This window comes from Microbacterium sp. (assembly GCF_041909575.1).
Lineage (GTDB): Bacteria > Actinomycetota > Actinomycetes > Actinomycetales > Microbacteriaceae > Microbacterium.
In genome coordinates this window covers 1-17,620 of sequence record NZ_JAYRDE010000028.1, presented here as the reverse complement: position 1 = coordinate 17,620, position 17,620 = coordinate 1, and the positions used below count along the sequence as shown (strand labels likewise).

Here is a 17,620-nt window from a genome sequence, read left to right as displayed (position 1 = left end):
GAGCCTAGGCGGAACGCTCGAGCCGGAGGAATCGATAGCGGATGCCGCTCCTCGACGTGCTCCAGCCTTCGGCCGGCTCCGTGGCCACCACCTGCCACTCCGAGCGATCGGGCGCGAAGGTGTCACCGTCGACCTCCAGGTCGAGTTCGGTCACCTCGAGGCGATCGGCCGCGTCGATGCTCTCCCGGAAGAGCTCGCCGCCGCCGATGATCCAGATCCACTCGGGCGAGGCATCCGCCGCCGTCTCGAGTGCCGAACCGAGCGAGGGTGCGCGCTCCGCGCCGGGCGCCGACCAGTCGCCGGAGCGGGTGACCACGATGTTGCGCCGGCCCGGCAGCGGGCGGAAGCGCTCGGGCAGCGACTCCCAGGTGCGCCGCCCCATGACGACGGGCCCGCCGGCGGTGACCTCCTTGAAGTGGGCGAGGTCTTCCGGCACGTGCCACGGCATGCCGCCCTGCGCGCCGATCACGCCGCCCGCCGCCTCGGCCCACACCAGGCCGATGCGTGGGGTCATACGGCGACCGCCCCGCGGATCGCCGGGTGGTGCTGGTAGTCCTCGACGACGAAGTCGTCGAAGGCGTAGTCGAAGATCGAGTCGGGCCTGCGGGCGAAGCGCAGCGTCGGATACGGGTAGGGCTCTCGCGTGAGCTGCTCGCGCACCTGCTCGACGTGGTTGTCGTAGATGTGGCAGTCGCCGCCGGTCCACACGAAGTCGCCGGGCTCGAGGCCCGTCTGCTGCGCGACCATGAGGGTCAGCAGCGCGTAGGACGCGATGTTGAACGGCACGCCCAGGAAGAGGTCGGCGCTGCGCTGGTAGAGCTGGCACGACAGCCGGCCGTCCGCGACGTAGAACTGGAACATCGCGTGGCACGGCGCGAGGGCCATGTCGGGGATGTCGGCGGGATTCCAGGCCGAGACGAGCAGGCGCCGGGAGTCCGGGTTCGCGCGGATCTGGTCGATGACCTGGGAGATCTGGTCGATGTGGGCGCCGTCGGGCGAAGGCCACGACCGCCACTGGACGCCGTAGACCGGCCCGAGCTCGCCCTCGGCGTCGGCCCACTCGTCCCAGATCGTCACGCCGTTGTCCTGCAGCCACCGCACGTTCGACTCGCCGCGGAGGAACCACAGCAGCTCGTAGGCGATCGACTTGAAGTGCACGCGCTTGGTCGTGATGAGCGGAAACCCCTGCGACAGGTCGAAGCGGATCTGACGCCCGAACGCACTGGTCGTTCCGGTGCCGGTGCGGTCGTCTTTGTGCGTGCCGTGCTCCAGCACGTCGCGCAGGAGGTCCTCGTACGGGGTCGGGATCGCGCTGGTCACGGCTGCCACGATACCCGCGCCCTCGGACGCCGGGCTCTGTTACGCCCGGAGCGTCATATTCGCGCATCCGGGATCCATTCAGGTGAACAGGGATACCCTGATCAGTTGTGAACCTCGTCACCGCGCTCGTCGCCATCACCGCGCTCCTCGTGGTGACCATCGGCATCGGCGCGTATCTGCGCTGGGCGCAGTCCCGACCGCAGCGTCACGTGCCCCACGAGGTCATCGACCCCATCCGGCTCGGCGCCGACGGCCTGGGCGAGGTCGCCACGCTGCTGCAGTTCAGCACCGAGATGTGCGCGCGGTGCCCCGGCGTCCACCGCACGCTCGCGTCGATCGCCGACGCTCACGAGGGCGTGCGCCACCTGGACGTCGACCTCACGCACCGCCCCGACATCGCGCGGCACTTCCACGTGCTGCAGACGCCGACGACGCTCGTCCTCGACCGCGACGGCGTGATCCAGACCCGGTTCGGCGGCACCCCCAGCCGCGACGTGCTCGAGCTCGAACTGGGTCGGCTGACCTCGGAGGACGCCCATGTCTGATTCAGCGGATGCCTCCGCCCTGCGCGGCATCGACCCTCGAGGTCCTCGCTTCGTGGCTGGGATCACGGCCCTGCTGCTGCTGATCGACGTCTTCCTCGGGCTGACCGGGCTCTCGACGGCCTCGGACTCGTCGGGGTGGGCGATCACGGATGCGACGATCACCGAACGCGTCCTCGATCCCGCCTTCCTGCTCCTCCTCGCCATCGCGCTGCTGTTCCTCTGGGGAGTCCTCTCGCCGCGCACTGCTCCGTGGGCCGCGCTGTACCGCACCGCGGTGGCGCCGCGGCTGGCGCGCCCGACCGACCTCGAGGACCCGCGTCCGCCCCGCTTCGCGCAGGGCGTCGGCCTGTTCGTGACCGCGATCGGCCTCGCGCTCCAGCTCCTCGGAGTGCCCTGGGCTCTCACGATCGCGGCCGCCATGGCGTTCGTTGCAGCGTTCCTCAACGCCGCCTTCGGCCTGTGCCTGGGCTGCCAGCTCTACCTGCTCCTGCAGCGCGTCGGCGTGATCGGGCGCGCACGCCCCGCCTCGGCCTGAGGGCGGCATCCGGCGGCGTAAACCCGTCGCGCACGCACACCCCCGCCACTAGGCTGACCGCGAGACGCCCCGACGGCGGGCGCAGCGACGGGAGGCACCCATGACGGTCACGAGCGAAGCCACCACTGCCTGGAAGGGCGGCCTCTTCGACGGCTCCGGCGAAGTGACGCTCGTTTCGTCCGGCCTGGGGACCTTCGCCGTGAACTGGAAGGCCCGCAGCGAGGGCTCGACCTCGACGACCACTCCCGAAGAGCTGATCGCCGCCGCGCACGCCTCCTGCTTCAGCATGGCGTTCTCGCTCGCCCTGGCCGAGAACGGCACGCCTCCGGAGGCGATCGACACGACGGCATCCGTCACCTTCAAGGCCGGCACCGGGATCACCGGCAGCCACCTCAACGTGAACGCGGTGGTCCCCGGGCTCGAGCCCGAGGACTTCGAGCGCCTCGCGCAGGAGGCCAAGGCCGGCTGCCCTGTCTCGCAGGCGCTCGCGGGCATCGAGATCACCCTCGAGGCGACGCTTGCCTGACCCCGCGACACCGGGCGGCGCACGCCGGGTCGTGGTCGCGGGCGCGTCGGGCCTGATCGGGTCCGCGCTGGTGGAGCGTCTCCGCGCGGACGGCGTCGAGGTCACGCGCCTCGTGCGCCATGCGCCGACCGCTCCGAACGAGGTCGAGTGGCTCACCGACGCCGCACCGCTCGATCCGGACGTGCTCGCCGGCGCGGACGCCGTCGTCGGGCTCAACGGCGCGAGCATCGGCCGCTTCCCGTGGACGCCGCACTACCGCAACACGCTGCTGTGGTCGCGCGTCACGCCGACGCAGGTTCTCGCCCGCGCCCTGCGGGCACTGGGGACGGATGCCCCGCACTTCGTCTCCGGGTCGGCGGTGGGCTTCTACGGCTCCGCACCCGGTCGGCGGCTGGACGAGACGTCGCCCCGCGGAACCACCTTCCTCGCCGATCTGTGCGGGGAGTGGGAGGGCGCGGCCCGCGCGGCCGGCGACGATGTCCGGGTCGCCCTGCTGCGCACCGCGCCCGTCGTGCACGAAGACGGAGTGCTCAAGCCGCTGATGCTTCTCACGAAGCTCGGCGTGAGCGGACCGATCGGCCGCGGGACGCAGGTGTGGCCGTGGATCTCGCTCGAAGACGAGGTGCGCGGCATCCGTCACGTCATCGACGCCGGCCTCACCGGCCCGGTGAACTTCACGGGACCGACCCGGGCGACCGCGAACGACCTGGGGTTCGCGCTCGCGGTGCGGCTCAACCGGCCGTTCGTGGTGCGGGCGCCGGTGTGGGCGATGAAGGCGGTGCTCGGATCCGACGCGACCGAGGCGCTGCTGACGACGGACGCGGATGTCGCACCCGCCGTGCTCGAGGGATCCGGTTTCGCGTTCCACCACCGCACGGTCGAGGAGGCCGTCGCGGCGGCGGTTCCGCCGGCGGCGTGAGCGCTCAGCCGCGGCGGTCGGCGGCTTCGAGACGGATGGCCGTCCGCACGGCCTCACGGGCGCGGCGGCGATCCCCGGACGCGTCGTAGGCGAGGCCGAGCCGGTACCACGCACGCCAGTCGTCGGGGTGCGCCTCGACGTCGGCGCGGTATGCCGGGAAGAGCGCATCGGCCTCGGACCGCACCGCACGGCCGCTCGGCCGCACCGCGATCTCCTCGGCGGGGAGCGCGTCGTCCGCCTCGAGCCGCTTGCCGAGCCGCTCGGCCCGGATGCCGAACCACAGTTCGCGCCCGAGGGCCCAGACCGCGATGACGGGGAGGACCACGAGCACGACGCCCATCAGCACGCCCACGGGCTCGCCGCTGACGATGAGCAGCCACGCCCGCTGGCCCACGAGCACGATGTACAGCGCCAGGAGCACCGCCATGACGGCGACGCCGATGCGCGCGCTCATACGCCCGTGGCCCGGGCCACCTGTCCGGGCACGTCGCCCTCGTCCACGGGGCGCTCCGCGGGCGCGGCGCCCGGCCGGCGCAGGCCGATGTCGAGGAAGCTGTCGAGTCCGACGACGACGCCGGTCGCGCGCGTCGCGGCGGCGAGTGCGAGACGGATGCCGGGACCGTACGCGAGCGCCGGCTCGACGGTGTCGTGGACGATCGTCAGGGACTCCCCCGCACCCGCGAGGATGGTCTCCTGCCGGGCCATGACGCCCGGGCGGCGGAGCGAGTGGATCGGGACGCTGGCCACCTGCTGGCCGCGCGCGCGCTGGTCGACGTGGGGCGACTCCACGGGTCCGACCTCGGCGCGGGCCGCGGCGATCAGCTCGGCCGGGCGCGCGGCCGGGCCGCGCGGCGAGTCGATCTTGGTCTCCCGGTGGGCCTCGACGATCTCGATCGACGGGAAGAACGGGGCCGCCGCGGCGGCGATCGCGGATCCGATGACGGAGCCGAGGGAGAAGTTCGGGATGAAGACGGCGCCGGTGCCCGCCGCCTCGACCAGCGGACGCACGAGGGCGATGCGCTCGGCCGACCAGCCCGAGGTGCCGACGAGCACGTTGATGCCGCGCTCGACGGCCGCGCGCACGACGTCGATCGACACGGCGGGCGTGGAGGCGTCCACGACCAGGTCGGCACCGTCGAGTTCGGCCAGCTCGGAGCGGGAGGTCAGCACGGCGACGACCTCGAACCCGTCCTCGTGCTCGACCACCTCGCGAATGATCCCACCGAGCTTCCCGGTGCCTCCCACGATGGCCACGCGCGTCGTCATGGGCTCCATCCTAGGCGCGGGGGCTCGCGCATCCGGCGCGCCGCCTACGCTGGATGACGTGGCTGCACTGCGCGAATCCCCCGTCGACTCCCCCGAGGCGCACGCGCTCCTCGCCGAGTACTTCCAGGCGCGCACCGCCGGGTTCGCCGAGCAGGACGTCGCCTATACGACGACGTTCCCGCTGCCGTCGGCATTCGTGCCGCCGGCCGGGGTGTTCCTCGTGGTCCACGACGACGAGGGTCGCGCAGTGGGGTGCGGAGGCATCCGGCACATCGCCGACGGCCCCTACGGCACGCGCTACGAGGTGAAGCACCTCTACCTGCGCCCCGAGACGCGCGGCCGCGGCTGGGGACGCCTGCTGATGGAAGGGCTCGAGGCCCGCGCACTCGCGCTCGGCGCGCACGAGCTCGTGCTCGACACCCACCACTCCCTCGAGGCCGCCGGAGCGCTCTACGCGAGGTCGGGCTTCGTCGCGATCGAGCCCTACAACGACAACCCCAACGCCTCGCGGTGGTACGGCAAGGTGCTCCTGCCCTGAGCCGCGGATCGCCGAAGGCCGTGGGTCAGACCGGGTAGACCTCGGGGAGGCCCGTGCGCAGCTCGACCGGGAGGTGCGCGAGGTCGTTGTGCGACAGGAGCGTCCACGGGCGGCCCTGCTTCTGGGCGATCACCGTCAGGCCGCAGTGCGCCTGGTTGAGGGTCATCCAGCGCCACTCCGGCGCCTGCAGCACCTCGCGCACGAACCACGCGATCACGAAGTTGTGCGTGATGATGAGCTCGTGGACCTCCCCGCGCTTGCGCACGAGGTGCTCGCTCACGGCGTCCGCCATCTGCGCGCGGCCGGCTTCGACCTCGGCCTCGGTCACCGAGCCGAAGAAGGGCTCGAACGCCGACGGAGTCTCGTCGGTCATGCCGGTCGGCACGCAGTCGAAGAGGAGTGACGAGGGCACCGGTTGCAGCGACGGCATCCGCTCCTGGACGGCGCGGGCGGTCTGGCTCGCGCGCTCCAGCGGCGAGTGCCAGACGGCGTCGAACGGCACTCCGGACAGCCGATCGGCCAGCAGCGAAGCCTGACGCCGGCCCCGGGGAGACAGCGGGCCGTCGACGAGGCCGTGCTCGGCATCCTGGTGCTCACCATGCCGCACGAGGTAGATGTAGTGCGTCACGCAGCTCACTCCGTCGGGGGTCGCGTGCCCCGACGGGACACGACTTCCACCCTACGTCACGAACCGATCACGGTCCGGTGACGTGTCGGCGCGCTACTCGGCGGCGCGTGCGATGTCGGCCAGCTGCGCGCGGCTCAGCCGCACCCCCACGCCCTGCACGAGCTCTTCGACGTGCTGCGGCGCGTAGGCGTTCACGATCGGCGCCGTGACCAGGCGCTGCGCGAGCAGCCATGCGAGGGCGACCGCGGCGTCGGGGACGCCGAGCTCGTCGCCGACGGCATCGAGAGCGCGCAGCGTGCGGCTCCCCCGGCGGTTGAGGTTCGCGGCGAGCTGAGCGCCGCGCACCGAGAGCGTGCCGCGCTGGCGGGTGCGCTGGCGTCCGGCGAGGAAGCCGTGCTCGAGCGCGTGGGACGGCGTGACGGCCATGCCCTGAGCGCCCGCGACGAGCCGCAGGTCGGAGTCGAACTCGTGACGCCGCAGCACGTTGAACGGCACGTCGAGGACCGTGATGCGCGGGAAGCCGGCCGACGAGTAGATGCGCGCCTCGACGAGCTGGGCGGGCAGGTAGCCGACGGCTCCGATGGCCCGCACCTTCCCGGTTTCGACCAGCCATTCGGCGGTCGCGAGCGTGTCTTCCAGAGCGGAGGCCGCGTCGGTCGTCGCGTCGAGGTAGAGCACGTCGATGCGATCGGTCCGCAGCCGCGTGAGGGATGCCTCGACCGCACGGATCAGATTCACCGGACCGAGTCCGGGGTTGTCGGGGTGACCGCCCACGCGCACGGCCAGCACGACGTCGTCACGCAGACCGCGCGAGTGGATCCACTGGCCGATGATGTGCTCGCTGCGGCCCGCCGAGTAGCTGTCGGACGTGTGCACGGCGTTGCCGCCGAGTTCGGCGTACGCGTCGAGGATGGCGTGACTCGACTCGAGGTCGACGTTCCAGCCGAACTCGGCGCCGCCGAGGATCAGCGGGAAGACCTCGAAGCCGCTCTCACCGAGGGGGACGCGCACGCTCGCCCCGATCGACGGGCCCTGCACCGGGATCGGCGCGGACGGGTGCACACCGGGTGACGAGGCGGCTTTCGGGCTCTGCGAAGAGAGCGCCGAGCCAACGCCGAAGACAGCCATGAGTCACCCCCTCACGAGGACGCCCGCGGGTGCCTCCGTGATACATATTCCGCACCCCCCGGTACGTATCTCCGAGGGTAGGCCAGTCGAGACACCTGGCTGGCCACCGACGCGAACTACGGGTAAATATTGCATAACGCTTTCATCACGGGTCGGCGTGCATCCGTGTTCGCGGGGCGAGACGGCGGATGCCCGCCCCCTCCGGAAAGGAGAGGACGGGCATCCGAACACTGCGTCGGCGATCAGCCCTCGGCGGGAGCGTCTCCCGGACCCTCGCTGGCGGCGGCGGAGCCCTCCTGATCGGCGGCCTCCTCCTGCACCGGCTCGAGCGACAGCTTGCCGCGGTCGTCGATCTTGGTGATGCGGACCAGCAGCTTCTGGCCGACACCGAGGACGTCCTCGACGTTCTCCACGCGCTTGCCGCCGGCCAGCTTGCGGACCTCGCTGACGTGCAGCAGTCCGTCCTTGCCGGGCAGGAGCGAGATGAACGCGCCGAACGTCGCGATCTTGACGACCGTGCCCAGGAACTGCTCGCCGACCTCCGGGTTGGTGGGGTTGGCGATCGCGTTCACCTGGGCGCGGGCGGCCTCGGCCGACGGGCCGTCGGTGGCGCCGATGTAGACGGTGCCGTCCTCCTCGATGGAGATCTGCGCGCCCGTCTCGTCCTGGATGGCGTTGATCGTCTTGCCCTTGGGCCCGATGAGCTCGCCGATCTTGTCGACCGGGATCTGCACGCTGATGACGCGCGGCGCGGTGGGCGCCATCTCGTCGGGGCCGTCGATCGCGGCGTTGAGCACACCGAGGATCGTGAGGCGGGCGTCCTTGGCCTGGGTCAGCGCGGCGGCGAGCACCGACGACGGGATGCCGTCGAGCTTCGTGTCGAGCTGGATGGCCGTGACGAACTCGCTCGTGCCGGCGACCTTGAAGTCCATGTCGCCGAGCGCGTCCTCGGCGCCGAGGATGTCGGTCAGCGCCGCGTAGCGGGTCTGGCCGTCCACCTCGTCCGAGACGAGACCCATCGCGATGCCCGCGACGGCGGCGCGCAGCGGCACACCGGCGTTGAGCAGCGAGAGGGTCGAGGCGCAGACCGAGCCCATCGACGTCGAGCCGTTCGAGCCGAGAGCCTCGGACACCTGACGGATCGCGTAGGGGAACTCCTCGCGGCTGGGCAGCACCGGCACGAGCGCGCGCTCGGCCAGGAAGCCGTGCCCGATCTCGCGACGCTTGGGGCTGCCCACACGGCCGGTCTCACCGGTCGAGTAGGGCGGGAAGTTGTAGTGGTGCATGTAGCGCTTGCTCGTCACGGGCGACAGCGAGTCGATCTGCTGCTCCATCTTGAGCATGTTCAGCGTGGTGACGCCCAGGATCTGGGTCTCGCCGCGCTGGAAGATCGCCGAGCCGTGGACGCGTGGGATGACCTGCACCTCGGCGTCGAGCGGGCGGATGTCGGCCAGACCGCGACCGTCCATGCGGACACCCTCGGCGAGGATGCGACCGCGCACGATCTTCTTCGTCACCGACTTGTATGCGGCGCTGAACTCGAGCGTCGCGACGGCCGGGAGCTCGCCGGACTCGACGGCGGCGAGGAGCTCGGCCTTGACGGCGTCCTTGAGCTCGTCGTCGGCGTTCTGGCGCTCCTGCTTGTCGGCGATCTGGTAGATCGGGACGAGCTTGTCGTAGGCGCGGCCGGCCACGAAGTCGTAGGTCTCCTGGCTGTAGGGCAGGAAGACGGGGAACTCCTTGACCTCCTTCGCAGCGGTCTTCGCGACGACGTTCTGCGCCTCGACGAGCTGCTTGATGAAGGGCTTCGAGGCCTCGAGGCCCTGGGCCACGATCTCCTCGTTGGGCTTGGTGGCGCCCGCCTTGATGAGGTTCCAGCTGTGCTCGGTGGCCTCGGCCTCGACCATCATGATCGCGACGTCGCCGTCGGGCAGGACGCGACCGGCGACGATGAGGTCGAAGACGGCCTCCTCGAGCTGGGTCACGGTCGGGAAGGCGATCCACTGGTCGGCGTTCTCGCCGTGGCCGGGGATGAGCGCGAGGCGCACACCGGCGATGGGGCCCGAGAACGGGAGACCGGAGATCTGGGTCGACAGCGACGCGGCGTTGATCGCGAGCGCGTCGTAGAACTCGCCCGGCGCGATCGAGAGCACCGTGACGACGATCTGCACCTCGTTGCGGAGGCCGTCGACGAACGACGGGCGCAGCGGACGGTCGATCAGGCGGCAGACGAGGATCGCCTCCGTCGAGGGGCGACCCTCGCGGCGGAAGAACGAACCGGGGATCTTCCCTGCGGCGTACGAGCGCTCTTCGACGTCGACGGTCAGCGGGAAGAAGTCGAAGCCCTCGCGCGGGGACTTGCCGGCGCTGGTCGCCGACAGGAGCATCGTCTCCTCATCGAGGTACGCGGCGACGGCACCCTGTGCCTGCTGCGCGAGGCGCCCGGTCTCGAACCGGACGGTGCGGGTGCCGAAGCGGCCGTTGTCGAGAACGGCTTCAGCGGCGGTGATTTCAGGACCTTCCAAGAGGTCTCTCCTTCTTTTTGGGTCTCTCCCCTACCCGGGGAGGGCCTGTTTTTGCTCGCGCGTCCGTGTGACGCGTGAGCCTTCGAAGGAGCAGGAACAGGCAGATCTCGGCGCGCGGCGGATGCCGCGTATTCGCGCCAGCACTGGCCACCAGTAGAAATCCACCCGGCGCGGATGCGACGAGGAGACCACCACAGGGGACCAGCTAGCTGCCGGCCTGCTCCGTGAGCTCATGTTGAATTGAGCGGATGCCGCGAGGGCAGCCTTTGCGATCCTACCAGTGAGGGGCCCGGGACGAGGCATCCGGTGCCCTCGGCTGGTGCGCGCCGTCCGCCATGCCTAGGGTGGGGGCATGAGCACCGACGAGAAGCCGGCGGGCGCGGCATCCGATGAGATGAAGCGCAAGTTCAAGGAAGCACTCGACAAGAAGAACTCCCAGCACCGCGAGGGCGAGGCGCACATGGACGGCGACTCGGCCGTCCACGGCACCCACGGCGCGGTGACCAAGCGGGAGTTCCGCCGCAAGAGCGGATAGGGCGGGACGGCCGCGATGAGCGATTTCCGGGACCGGAACCCCGACGACGAGCGGGACGTGCCGCTCGACGACGAGGTCGAGTTCGAGCTGCCGCCGGCGACGCTCGACCCGATGGAGTCCGTCGAGGACCAGATGGACGAGCTCGACCTCGAGGAGCGCGAAGCCGCCATCGAGTCGGGCGAGATCGACCCCGCATCCTGACCCGTCGCAGGCTCACCGGCTGATTCGGCCGATCCCGGTTCGACGTTCGAGCCGAGACCACGCGAATCAGCCGACGAACGACCACGCAGCGGGTCCGCCCGCGCACGGCGGACGGACCCGGCTCTCCCTGCGTCAGCGGCTCATCGCGGCCTCGCGCTCGCGCGCGCGCTGCTCCTTCGCCTCGGCTTCGGCGACCGCCGCCTCCTCGAGCCCCTGCACGCCAACGGCGCCGGGAGCCTCGGACATGCCGTCGTGATCGTCGCCCGACAGCGTCGTCTCGTCGAACGGGATCTCGCCGGCCAGCACACCGCGGGCACGCCCCGCGTCGAACTCCTTGGTCCACGCTCCGATGAGCACGGTCGCCACCGCGTTGCCCGTGAAGTTCGTCAGCGCGCGGCCCTCCGACATGAACCGGTCGATGCCGACGATGACGCCGACGCCGTTGACGAGGTCGGGGCGGTAGGCCTGCAGGCCGCCCGCGAGCGTCGCGAGGCCCGCACCGGTGACGCCCGCGGCGCCCTTCGAGGCGATGATCATGAACACCAGCAGCCCGATCTGCTCGCCGATCGACATCGGCGCCCCCATGCCGCTCGCGATGAACAGCGACGCCATCGTCAGGTAGATGGCCGTGCCGTCGAGGTTGAACGAGTACCCCGTCGGGACCGTGATGCCGACGACGGGCTTGGACACGCCCAGGTGCTCCATCTTGGCGATGAGGCGCGGCAGCGCGGACTCCGACGACGACGTGCCGACGATCAGCAGGTACTCACGGGCGAGGTACTTCACCAGGCGGAAGATGTTGATGCGCGTGACGGCGTACAGCAGGGTCCCGAGGATGCCGACGATGAAGACCACGCACGTGATGTAGAACGCGATCATCAGCGTCCCGAGCGCCCAGATCGCCGCGATGCCGGTGTTGCCCACGACGGCGGCGATGGCCCCGAAGGCGCCGATCGGCGCCAGCCACAGGATCATGCCCAGGATGCGGAAGACGAGGGCCTGGAGGTTCTTCACCGCGTTCATGATCGGCTGGCCCTTGTCGCCCATCTGCTGCAGCGCGAATCCGACCAGCAGCGCGATGAACAGCACCTGGAGCACGCTCTCGCCGGTGAAGGCCGAGAAGAAGGTGGTCGGGATGATGCTGAGGATGAACTCCTGCGTGGTCTTGGCCTCTCCCGTCGCCTCGTACGTCGAGTTCGCCATGTTGAGGCCCTCGCCCGGGTGGAGCAGGTTGCCCACCACGAGGCCGATCGCGAGCGCGAAGGTCGACATGACCATGAAGTACAGCAGCGCCAGGCCGCCGATCTTGCCCACGGTCGCCGCCTTCGCGATCGAGCCGACGCCGACCACGATCGTGCAGAAGATGATCGGCGCGATCATCATCTTGATCAGCGCGACGAACGCCTCGCCGAGCGGCTTGAGGGCGACGCCGACATCGGGCCAGATCAACCCGACGGCCGCTCCGAGGACCACAGCGGCGATCACCGCCATGTACAGCCACGTGTGCTTGTCCCACGCCTGCTTGCCTCGGCGCCAGTTGAAGCCGGGGAGAGTGAACGAAGTCGTCCGGGTCGAAAGAGCCATCATCGCCTCCAAGGTGTGGACAGTCGTTGTCCGCTCGGTGCCGGAATGTCGCCGGCGTGATGCCCAGCGTGCGCGGCGCACACGCGAACGCACGAGTTGTGGTCGTATTGGTCGCAGGACGGATGCCGCGCCGTCCGGCAGCATCCCGACCCCCGGAGGAACGATGACCGCAGTGCCCACCGTCCGACGACTCCGGCGCGAGGCGTGGGGATTCGCGATCGGCTCGCTGTGCTTCCTCGCCGGGTCGCTGCCGTTCTACGCCTCGTGGGCCGGCACCGTCGGCACGAACGTGACCTTCTTCGTCGGGTCGGTGTTCTTCACGCTGGCGGCGTTCATCCAGCTGAGCCTGAGCGGCCGCAGCATCCCCCGCCGCCAGATGCCCCGACCCGACCTCGTGGACTGGTGGGCCGCGGCGATCCAGTTCGCCGGAACACTGCTGTTCAACCTCTCCACGGGTGCTGCGCTGATCGCCGCTGTGACCCAGCCCGGCGCCGTCGGCGTGGGATGGATACCGGACGCCTGGGGGTCGCTCGCGTTCCTCGTCTCGAGCTTCCTGGCCATCGTCGCCACGAAGGACCGGGGCCGGCTGTGGGATCCGGACGCGCGCACGTGGCACGGCACCGGGCTGAACTTCATCGGATCGGTCGCGTTCGGCGTCTCGGCGGTCGGCGCGTACGTCGTCCCGGCGACGGGCGACCTCGCGAACGCGACCTGGGCCAACGGCGGCACCGCCGTCGGCGCCGTCTGCTTCTTCGTCGCGGCCGTGCTGTCTCGCCGCACGATCCCGAAGGGGTGAGGATGGGAGCACCGGCGCATCACGAGGGGTGAGTTCATGGGCGAGCGCACACGGCAGGGCAGCGCGGCATCCCGCGTCTTCGTCGTGGTCGCGATCGCCGTCACTGCGCTCGTGCTGCTCCTGGCGGCCCTGCTCGTGCTCGACGCGCAGCGCGCATCGCGCGCCGAGGCCGAGGAGGTCACCCGCGCCGTCGCGGCCTCGCTCGCGGTGACCCCGGTCGTGGCCGAGGCGCTCGCGGGCGACGCGCCGTCCGAGCTGCAGCCGCTCGCCGAATCGGTCATGGACGACGCGGCGGTCGACTTCGTCACGATCATGACGCCCGACGGCATCCGCGTCACCCACCGCGATCCGGCCGAGATCGGCCGCCCGTACCTGGGCACGATCCCCGACGAGCCCCTCGCCGCGACCGAGGAGTTCACCGGCACGCTGGGTCCGAGTGTCCGCACGATCGCACCGGTGGTCGGCCCGGGGGGAGACCTCGTGGGCTGGGTGTCGGTCGGGCTCACCGTCGGGAGCATCGCCTCGGACATCGTGCCGCGGCTGCCCGGGGTGCTGGCGATCGCCGGGGCCGTGCTCGCAGCCGGCTTCGTCGGCGCCTACCTCGCCCAGCGCACGACCAGGCGCGTGGCCGGCGACCTCCCGGCCGGGACGATCCGCGACGCCGTCTCGTCGTACGAGTCGGTCCGCACGCTCGGTGAGGCGCTGCGCGCCCAGACCCACGAGCACGGCAACCGCATGCACACGGCGGTCTCGCTCCTCGAGCTCGGGCGCACGCAGGAGGCGATCGGCATCCTGACCGAGACCTCGCGCCAGAGTCAGGCGCTCGTCGACCAGGTGGCGGCACGACGCGAGGGCGATCCGACCGTCGGCGCCCTCCTGCTGGGGAAGGCGGCCCAGGCGCGCGAGCGCGGGGTCGAGTGGACAGCCGACATCGCCGAGGACGCCCCCCGCAGCACCCTCTCCCCCGTGGACGCCGTGTCGGTGGTGGGGAACCTCATCGACAACGCGCTGGATGCCGCGGCGGCGGGGCCGGCGCCGCGCTGGGTGCGGGTCGTGTTCGCTGCGGCGGGCGAGCGGATGCTGCGCATCGACGTGTCCGACAGCGGAGCCGGCGTGCCACCCGAGCTGGCGGAGCGCGTGTTCGAGCACGGGTTCTCCACCAAGCCGGCGGGGACGGCGGGGCGGGGCGTGGGCCTGGCCCTGGTCCGCTCGATCGTGGAGGGCGCCGACGGGTCGGTCGACCACTCCGGCGAGCCGACCGTGTTCACGGTCATCCTTCCGGGGGGGCCGGCGTGATCGGCGTGCTGCTCGTCGACGACGATGCGCTCACCCTCGAGCTGCACCGGACGTACCTCGAGCGCCTGGACGGCTTCGAGGTCGTGGCGGAGTGCACCGGCGCCCGAGCCGCCGTCACCGCGGTCCTCGAGCGCGGCGCGGCCATCGACCTGATGCTGCTGGACATCACGATGCCCGACGGCACCGGCCTCGACGTGCTCCGGCACGTGCGCGCCCGCGGAGCGGACGTGGACGTGATCGCGATCACGGGCGTGCGCGACGCCGACGTCGTCCGGCAGATGGTGGGACTCGGCGTCGCGCAGTACCTCGTGAAGCCGTTCACCTTCGCGACGTTCCGGGACCGGCTCGAGCAGTACGTCGAGTATCGCCGGCGCGCCCGGGAGACGGCCGGCACGGCCTCGACGCAGGAGGAGATCGACGCGCTGCTCGGCGCGCTGCGGCCCGCGGCATCCGTCGCCCTCCCGAAGGGCCTGTCGGCCGAGACGCTCGAGCGCGTGTCGGCGGATGTGCGCGCGCACGGGCCGGTGTCGGCGGTGGAGGCGGCTCAGCGGCTCGGGATGTCGCGCGTCGCCGTGCGGCGCTACCTCGAGCATCTGGTGGCAGCGGGCACGGTGGTCCGCTCGCCGCGCTACGGTGCGCCCGGGCGCCCGGAGTCGGAGTACCGCCTGCGCTGATCAGGCCGGATGCGCGGGCGAGCGCACGTCGCCGCGGCCCCGGATGACGACGTAGCCGGAGTGCTTGGCCGTCACGCCGTCGCCGGCCGTGCGGCCGCGGATCCGGCGCCACGCCCAGGGCAGCACGTCACGGCGCAGCCACGATCCTTCGGCGACGGGATCGTCGTCGGCGTGGAGCGCCGCGTCGAGCTCGCCGAGCGCCTCGGCATCCGGGACGCCCAGCACGTCGGCGGCCCGGTACGCGAGGAACCGGTGGCCGCGGGAGCGGAGATGCACCCTGTCGTCCGCCCACAGCCCGAGATCGCCGATCGCAGGAATCGCCTCCAGGTCGAGCAGCATCGCGCCCGTCGCCTCCGCCACGCGCCGCAGCTCGGACGCGAAGGCGGCGAAGCGCCGCGCGAACAGCAGGGCCGCGCGGCGGCGCGGGAGGAACGGGGTCACCAGCAGCACGTCCGCGCCGGCCGAGCGCAGCATCCGCACCCCCGCCTCGAGCTCCGCGGCGAGCGCCGTCACGTCCGCCCGGCGCCCGACGAGGTCGTTGGCCCCGAGGAGGATCGACACCAGGTCCGGTCGCAGCGCCAGCGCCCGGGGCAGCTGCTCGGACGTCAGGTCGCGCACGCGGCGGCTGCGCACGGCCAGATTCGCGTAGCGGAACGGCTCCGCGCCGGCGCCCTCGTGCGCCAGCAGCTGCGCCAGCCGGTCCGCCCATCCCCGGTGCTGCCCGGCCGGCATGCGCGAGGTGTCGCACAGCCCCTCGGTGAGCGAGTCGCCCAGCGCGACGTAGCGGGTCCAGCGGGGCCGGACCTGCGGGGCCTGGACGGGCACCGACGGGCGGGTGCCGGCCCGCTGCAGCAGCGCGTCGTCGATGGGCCGCAGCATCCGGGACTCCTCGTAGTACTCCACCAGCCGCTGGCACACCGCGTCCCACGAGCGATCGCGCACCGACGCGTGGGCGGCCACCGCGAACGCCCGGCGCTTGCCGGCATCGCCGGTGAGATCGGCCACGCGCGCCCGCAGCTCGCGCAGATCACCGGGCCGGTACAGCCACCCGTCGACGCTCGACCGCACCAGGTCGACCGGCCCGCCCACCCCGGTGGCGACGACCGGGACCCCGCTGGCCAGCGCCTCCTGAATGGTCTGCCCGAACGTCTCCCGCTCGCCGGGGTGCACGAACACGTCGAAGCCCGCGAGGGCCTCGGCGAGGTCGGCGCCGCCGAGATGCCCGGTGAACACCGCCGTCGGCAGCGCTCGCTCCAGCGCCGGCCGGGACGGTCCGTCGCCGACGATCACCAGCCGCGTGCCCGGCAGGTCCGCGAGCGTGGCGAGATCCTCGACCTGCTTCTCCGGCGCGAGCCGACCGACGTAGCCGATGACGGTCTCGCCCGGGGCCACGCGTTCGCGCCAGGCGTCGCTGCGGCGCTCCGGCGAGAACCGTGCGGTGTCCACGCCGCGACCCCAGCGCCGCAGGCGGTCCACGCCCAGCTCCTCGAGCTGCCGCATCGACGCCGTCGACGGCGCGAGGGTGAGCGTCGCGCGGCGGTGGAGGCGCGCCACGTGGCGCCCCACGAGCGGCGCGGCACCGGGCATGCCGTACTTCTCCGCGTACGCGGCGACGTCGGTCTGGTACACGGCGACGGCGGGCACGCACAGCGCGTCGGCGGCGGCGAGTCCCTGCCACCCCAGGACGAACGGCGAGGCGAGGTGCACCACATCGGGTGCGAACCCCCTGAGGATCGCCGTCAGCCGCGCGGCCCGCGCGAACACCACGCGCACCTCGGGATAGGTCGGCAGCGGCACCGACCTCAGGAGCTCGGTGCGCGCCCCGTGGAGGTCGCCGGTCACCTCCCCCGCTCGGGGCGCGATCACCAGGGTCTCGTGGCCCGCCGCTGCGAGATGGCGCAGCACGTGGAGGACCGACCCCGTGACTCCGTTCATGTGGGGCAGGAACGATTCGGCGAGGAGTGCGACTCTCACGTCTCCAGGGTGGACGCGGCGGAGCAGGACGGATGCCTCGACCCGGCCTGCTTCGGCGAGAGTTCACCGGATGCACGGACGCGCGTCACCTGATGGGCGCCGTTGGGTCGCCGTTCACCGCGGGCCGGTACCAAGGAGCCGTGCTCGAGGAACTGCTCACCGGCGTCGCAGCCAGTCCGTGGGCCCTGCCCCTGCTGTTCGGGCTCGTCCTCGGCGACGCGTTCCTCGTCGTCGTTCCGGGCGAGGCCGCCGTCACCGCCTTCGGCGCGCTCGCCGTCTCGCAGGGCGAGCCGCGGCTGTGGAGCGTCGTCGCGGTGGCCGCCGTGGCCGCGACGCTCGGCGACGCCGCGTGCTACGTGGTCGGTCGCACGATCGGCCTGGAGCGCTGGCGCTGGATGCGCACGCCCCGAGTGCGCGCCGCGTTCGAGTGGTCTCGCGTGAGACTCGAGCGCCGCACCGCCCTTGTGCTGTTCACGGCGCGGTTCATCCCGTTCGCCCGGCTCGCGGTGAATCTGACGGCCGGGGCCGGGCGCGTGCCGGCGCCGCGGTACCTCGGCGTCGCGGCGTGCGCCGCGCTCGCGTGGGCCGGATATCAGGCGTTCATCGGCGCCGTGGTCGCCGCGATCCTGC

At 71.8% G+C, this 17,620-nt stretch carries 20 protein-coding genes; 11 read left to right on the top strand and 9 right to left on the bottom strand.

Features of this window, described 5'->3' with window-relative positions:
• Positions 1-4 precede the first annotated feature (4 nt).
• Together ACE3O1_RS06110 and ACE3O1_RS06105 are read right to left on the bottom strand one after the other, a co-directional pair.
• The gene (locus ACE3O1_RS06110) at positions 5-514 is read right to left on the bottom strand and encodes a dihydrofolate reductase (protein ID WP_374313491.1); all 510 of its coding nucleotides are present in this window, start codon (positions 512-514) and stop codon (positions 5-7) included.
• Complete coding sequence (locus tag ACE3O1_RS06105) at positions 511-1,320, bottom strand: thymidylate synthase (RefSeq protein WP_374313489.1); 810 nt, start codon at positions 1,318-1,320, stop codon at positions 511-513. The genes ACE3O1_RS06110 and ACE3O1_RS06105 overlap by 4 nt, the downstream gene beginning before the upstream one ends.
• 107 nt (positions 1,321-1,427) lie before the next feature.
• On the opposite strand from ACE3O1_RS06105, the gene ACE3O1_RS06100 reads away from it, so the two are divergent.
• The 4 genes from ACE3O1_RS06100 to ACE3O1_RS06085 all read left to right on the top strand — a co-directional run bounded on the left by ACE3O1_RS06100 (position 1,428) and on the right by ACE3O1_RS06085 (position 3,845).
• Complete coding sequence (locus tag ACE3O1_RS06100; RefSeq protein ID WP_374313487.1) at positions 1,428-1,865, top strand: TlpA family protein disulfide reductase; 438 nt, start codon at positions 1,428-1,430, stop codon at positions 1,863-1,865.
• The gene (locus ACE3O1_RS06095) at positions 1,858-2,400 is read left to right on the top strand and encodes a DUF4395 domain-containing protein (RefSeq protein ID WP_374313485.1); all 543 of its coding nucleotides are present in this window, start codon (positions 1,858-1,860) and stop codon (positions 2,398-2,400) included. The genes ACE3O1_RS06100 and ACE3O1_RS06095 overlap by 8 nt, the downstream gene beginning before the upstream one ends.
• 100 nt (positions 2,401-2,500) lie before the next feature.
• A complete protein-coding gene (locus ACE3O1_RS06090; RefSeq protein WP_374313483.1) occupies positions 2,501-2,926 on the top strand; it encodes an OsmC family peroxiredoxin in 426 nt (141 codons plus the stop codon).
• Entirely contained in the window at positions 2,919-3,845 is a 927-nt protein-coding gene (locus tag ACE3O1_RS06085; protein WP_374313481.1) for a TIGR01777 family oxidoreductase, read from the top strand. The genes ACE3O1_RS06090 and ACE3O1_RS06085 overlap by 8 nt, the downstream gene beginning before the upstream one ends.
• A 4-nt stretch (positions 3,846-3,849) precedes the next feature.
• Here ACE3O1_RS06085 and ACE3O1_RS06080 read toward each other — a convergent pair whose 3' ends face one another.
• Positions 3,850-4,299, bottom strand: coding sequence for a hypothetical protein (locus ACE3O1_RS06080; protein ID WP_374313479.1), 450 nt, complete (start codon positions 4,297-4,299; stop codon positions 3,850-3,852).
• Positions 4,296-5,111, bottom strand: a complete 816-nt coding sequence (locus ACE3O1_RS06075) for a 4-hydroxy-tetrahydrodipicolinate reductase (RefSeq protein WP_374313477.1) — start codon at positions 5,109-5,111, stop codon at positions 4,296-4,298. Before ACE3O1_RS06075 ends, ACE3O1_RS06080 begins: the two co-directional genes overlap by 4 nt.
• Before the next feature lie 58 nt (positions 5,112-5,169).
• On the opposite strand from ACE3O1_RS06075, the gene ACE3O1_RS06070 reads away from it, so the two are divergent.
• The gene (locus ACE3O1_RS06070; protein WP_374313475.1) at positions 5,170-5,649 is read left to right on the top strand and encodes a GNAT family N-acetyltransferase; all 480 of its coding nucleotides are present in this window, start codon (positions 5,170-5,172) and stop codon (positions 5,647-5,649) included.
• A gap of 25 nt (positions 5,650-5,674) precedes the next feature.
• Here ACE3O1_RS06070 and ACE3O1_RS06065 read toward each other — a convergent pair whose 3' ends face one another.
• The 3 genes from ACE3O1_RS06065 to ACE3O1_RS06055 form a co-directional block, all read right to left on the bottom strand.
• Positions 5,675-6,277 (bottom strand): histidine phosphatase family protein, encoded by a 603-nt coding sequence (locus tag ACE3O1_RS06065; RefSeq protein ID WP_374313472.1) that lies wholly within the window; start codon positions 6,275-6,277, stop codon positions 5,675-5,677.
• Between the two features lie 93 nt (positions 6,278-6,370).
• The gene (locus ACE3O1_RS06060; RefSeq protein ID WP_374313470.1) at positions 6,371-7,405 is read right to left on the bottom strand and encodes an aldo/keto reductase; all 1,035 of its coding nucleotides are present in this window, start codon (positions 7,403-7,405) and stop codon (positions 6,371-6,373) included.
• A 242-nt stretch (positions 7,406-7,647) separates the two neighbouring features.
• A complete protein-coding gene (locus ACE3O1_RS06055) occupies positions 7,648-9,930 on the bottom strand; it encodes a polyribonucleotide nucleotidyltransferase (RefSeq protein ID WP_374313468.1) in 2,283 nt (760 codons plus the stop codon).
• A gap of 352 nt (positions 9,931-10,282) precedes the next feature.
• Here ACE3O1_RS06055 and ACE3O1_RS06050 point away from each other — a divergent pair, with 352 nt between their 5' ends.
• Both ACE3O1_RS06050 and ACE3O1_RS06045 read left to right on the top strand, forming a co-directional pair.
• Positions 10,283-10,465, top strand: a complete 183-nt coding sequence (locus ACE3O1_RS06050; protein WP_374313466.1) for a DUF5302 domain-containing protein — start codon at positions 10,283-10,285, stop codon at positions 10,463-10,465.
• Positions 10,466-10,480: 15 nt separating this feature from the next.
• Positions 10,481-10,666, top strand: a complete 186-nt coding sequence (locus tag ACE3O1_RS06045; RefSeq protein WP_374313464.1) for a hypothetical protein — start codon at positions 10,481-10,483, stop codon at positions 10,664-10,666.
• Between the two features lie 132 nt (positions 10,667-10,798).
• Here ACE3O1_RS06045 and ACE3O1_RS06040 read toward each other — a convergent pair whose 3' ends face one another.
• Positions 10,799-12,250: a cation:dicarboxylate symporter family transporter gene (locus tag ACE3O1_RS06040; protein ID WP_374313462.1), complete on the bottom strand. Its 1,452-nt coding sequence runs from the start codon at positions 12,248-12,250 to the stop codon at positions 10,799-10,801.
• 163 nt (positions 12,251-12,413) lie between these two features.
• Here ACE3O1_RS06040 and ACE3O1_RS06035 point away from each other — a divergent pair, with 163 nt between their 5' ends.
• Genes ACE3O1_RS06035 through ACE3O1_RS06025 form a run of 3 tightly spaced genes read left to right on the top strand, consistent with a single transcriptional unit; the run spans position 12,414 to position 15,016 of the window.
• Entirely contained in the window at positions 12,414-13,046 is a 633-nt protein-coding gene (locus tag ACE3O1_RS06035) for a hypothetical protein (protein WP_374313460.1), read from the top strand.
• 36 nt (positions 13,047-13,082) lie between these two features.
• On the top strand, positions 13,083-14,342 hold the full coding sequence (locus ACE3O1_RS06030; RefSeq protein WP_374313458.1) for an ATP-binding protein: 1,260 nt from the start codon (positions 13,083-13,085) through the stop codon (positions 14,340-14,342).
• Positions 14,339-15,016 carry a response regulator gene (locus ACE3O1_RS06025; protein WP_374313456.1) on the top strand — a complete coding sequence of 226 codons (678 nt, stop codon included), beginning with the start codon at positions 14,339-14,341 and terminating at the stop codon, positions 15,014-15,016. Before ACE3O1_RS06030 ends, ACE3O1_RS06025 begins: the two co-directional genes overlap by 4 nt.
• On the opposite strand, the gene ACE3O1_RS06020 is transcribed toward ACE3O1_RS06025, so the two are convergent.
• Positions 15,017-16,990, bottom strand: a complete 1,974-nt coding sequence (locus ACE3O1_RS06020) for a GDSL-type esterase/lipase family protein (protein WP_374313454.1) — start codon at positions 16,988-16,990, stop codon at positions 15,017-15,019. It lies immediately after the preceding gene.
• A 140-nt stretch (positions 16,991-17,130) separates the two neighbouring features.
• Between ACE3O1_RS06020 and ACE3O1_RS06015 the strand changes: the two genes are divergently transcribed.
• A partial coding sequence (locus ACE3O1_RS06015) for a DedA family protein (RefSeq protein ID WP_374313452.1) occupies positions 17,131-17,620 on the top strand: 490 nt, incomplete at its 3' end.

Excerpts from the sequence above, each read along its gene's own strand:
- ACE3O1_RS06045 (WP_374313464.1), top strand. The coding sequence starts at position 10,481 with ATGAGCGATTTCCGGGACCGGAACCCCGACGACGAGCGGGACGTGCCG.
- ACE3O1_RS06110 (WP_374313491.1), bottom strand. The coding sequence starts at position 514 with ATGACCCCACGCATCGGCCTGGTGTGGGCCGAGGCGGCGGGCGGCGTG.
- ACE3O1_RS06035 (WP_374313460.1), top strand. The coding sequence starts at position 12,414 with ATGACCGCAGTGCCCACCGTCCGACGACTCCGGCGCGAGGCGTGGGGA.
- ACE3O1_RS06060 (WP_374313470.1), bottom strand. The coding sequence starts at position 7,405 with ATGGCTGTCTTCGGCGTTGGCTCGGCGCTCTCTTCGCAGAGCCCGAAA.
- ACE3O1_RS06095 (WP_374313485.1), top strand. The coding sequence starts at position 1,858 with ATGTCTGATTCAGCGGATGCCTCCGCCCTGCGCGGCATCGACCCTCGA.
- ACE3O1_RS06080 (WP_374313479.1), bottom strand. The coding sequence starts at position 4,299 with ATGAGCGCGCGCATCGGCGTCGCCGTCATGGCGGTGCTCCTGGCGCTG.
- ACE3O1_RS06030 (WP_374313458.1), top strand. The coding sequence starts at position 13,083 with ATGGGCGAGCGCACACGGCAGGGCAGCGCGGCATCCCGCGTCTTCGTC.
- ACE3O1_RS06075 (WP_374313477.1), bottom strand. The coding sequence starts at position 5,111 with ATGACGACGCGCGTGGCCATCGTGGGAGGCACCGGGAAGCTCGGTGGG.
- ACE3O1_RS06040 (WP_374313462.1), bottom strand. The coding sequence starts at position 12,250 with ATGGCTCTTTCGACCCGGACGACTTCGTTCACTCTCCCCGGCTTCAAC.
- ACE3O1_RS06050 (WP_374313466.1), top strand. The coding sequence starts at position 10,283 with ATGAGCACCGACGAGAAGCCGGCGGGCGCGGCATCCGATGAGATGAAG.
- ACE3O1_RS06090 (WP_374313483.1), top strand. The coding sequence starts at position 2,501 with ATGACGGTCACGAGCGAAGCCACCACTGCCTGGAAGGGCGGCCTCTTC.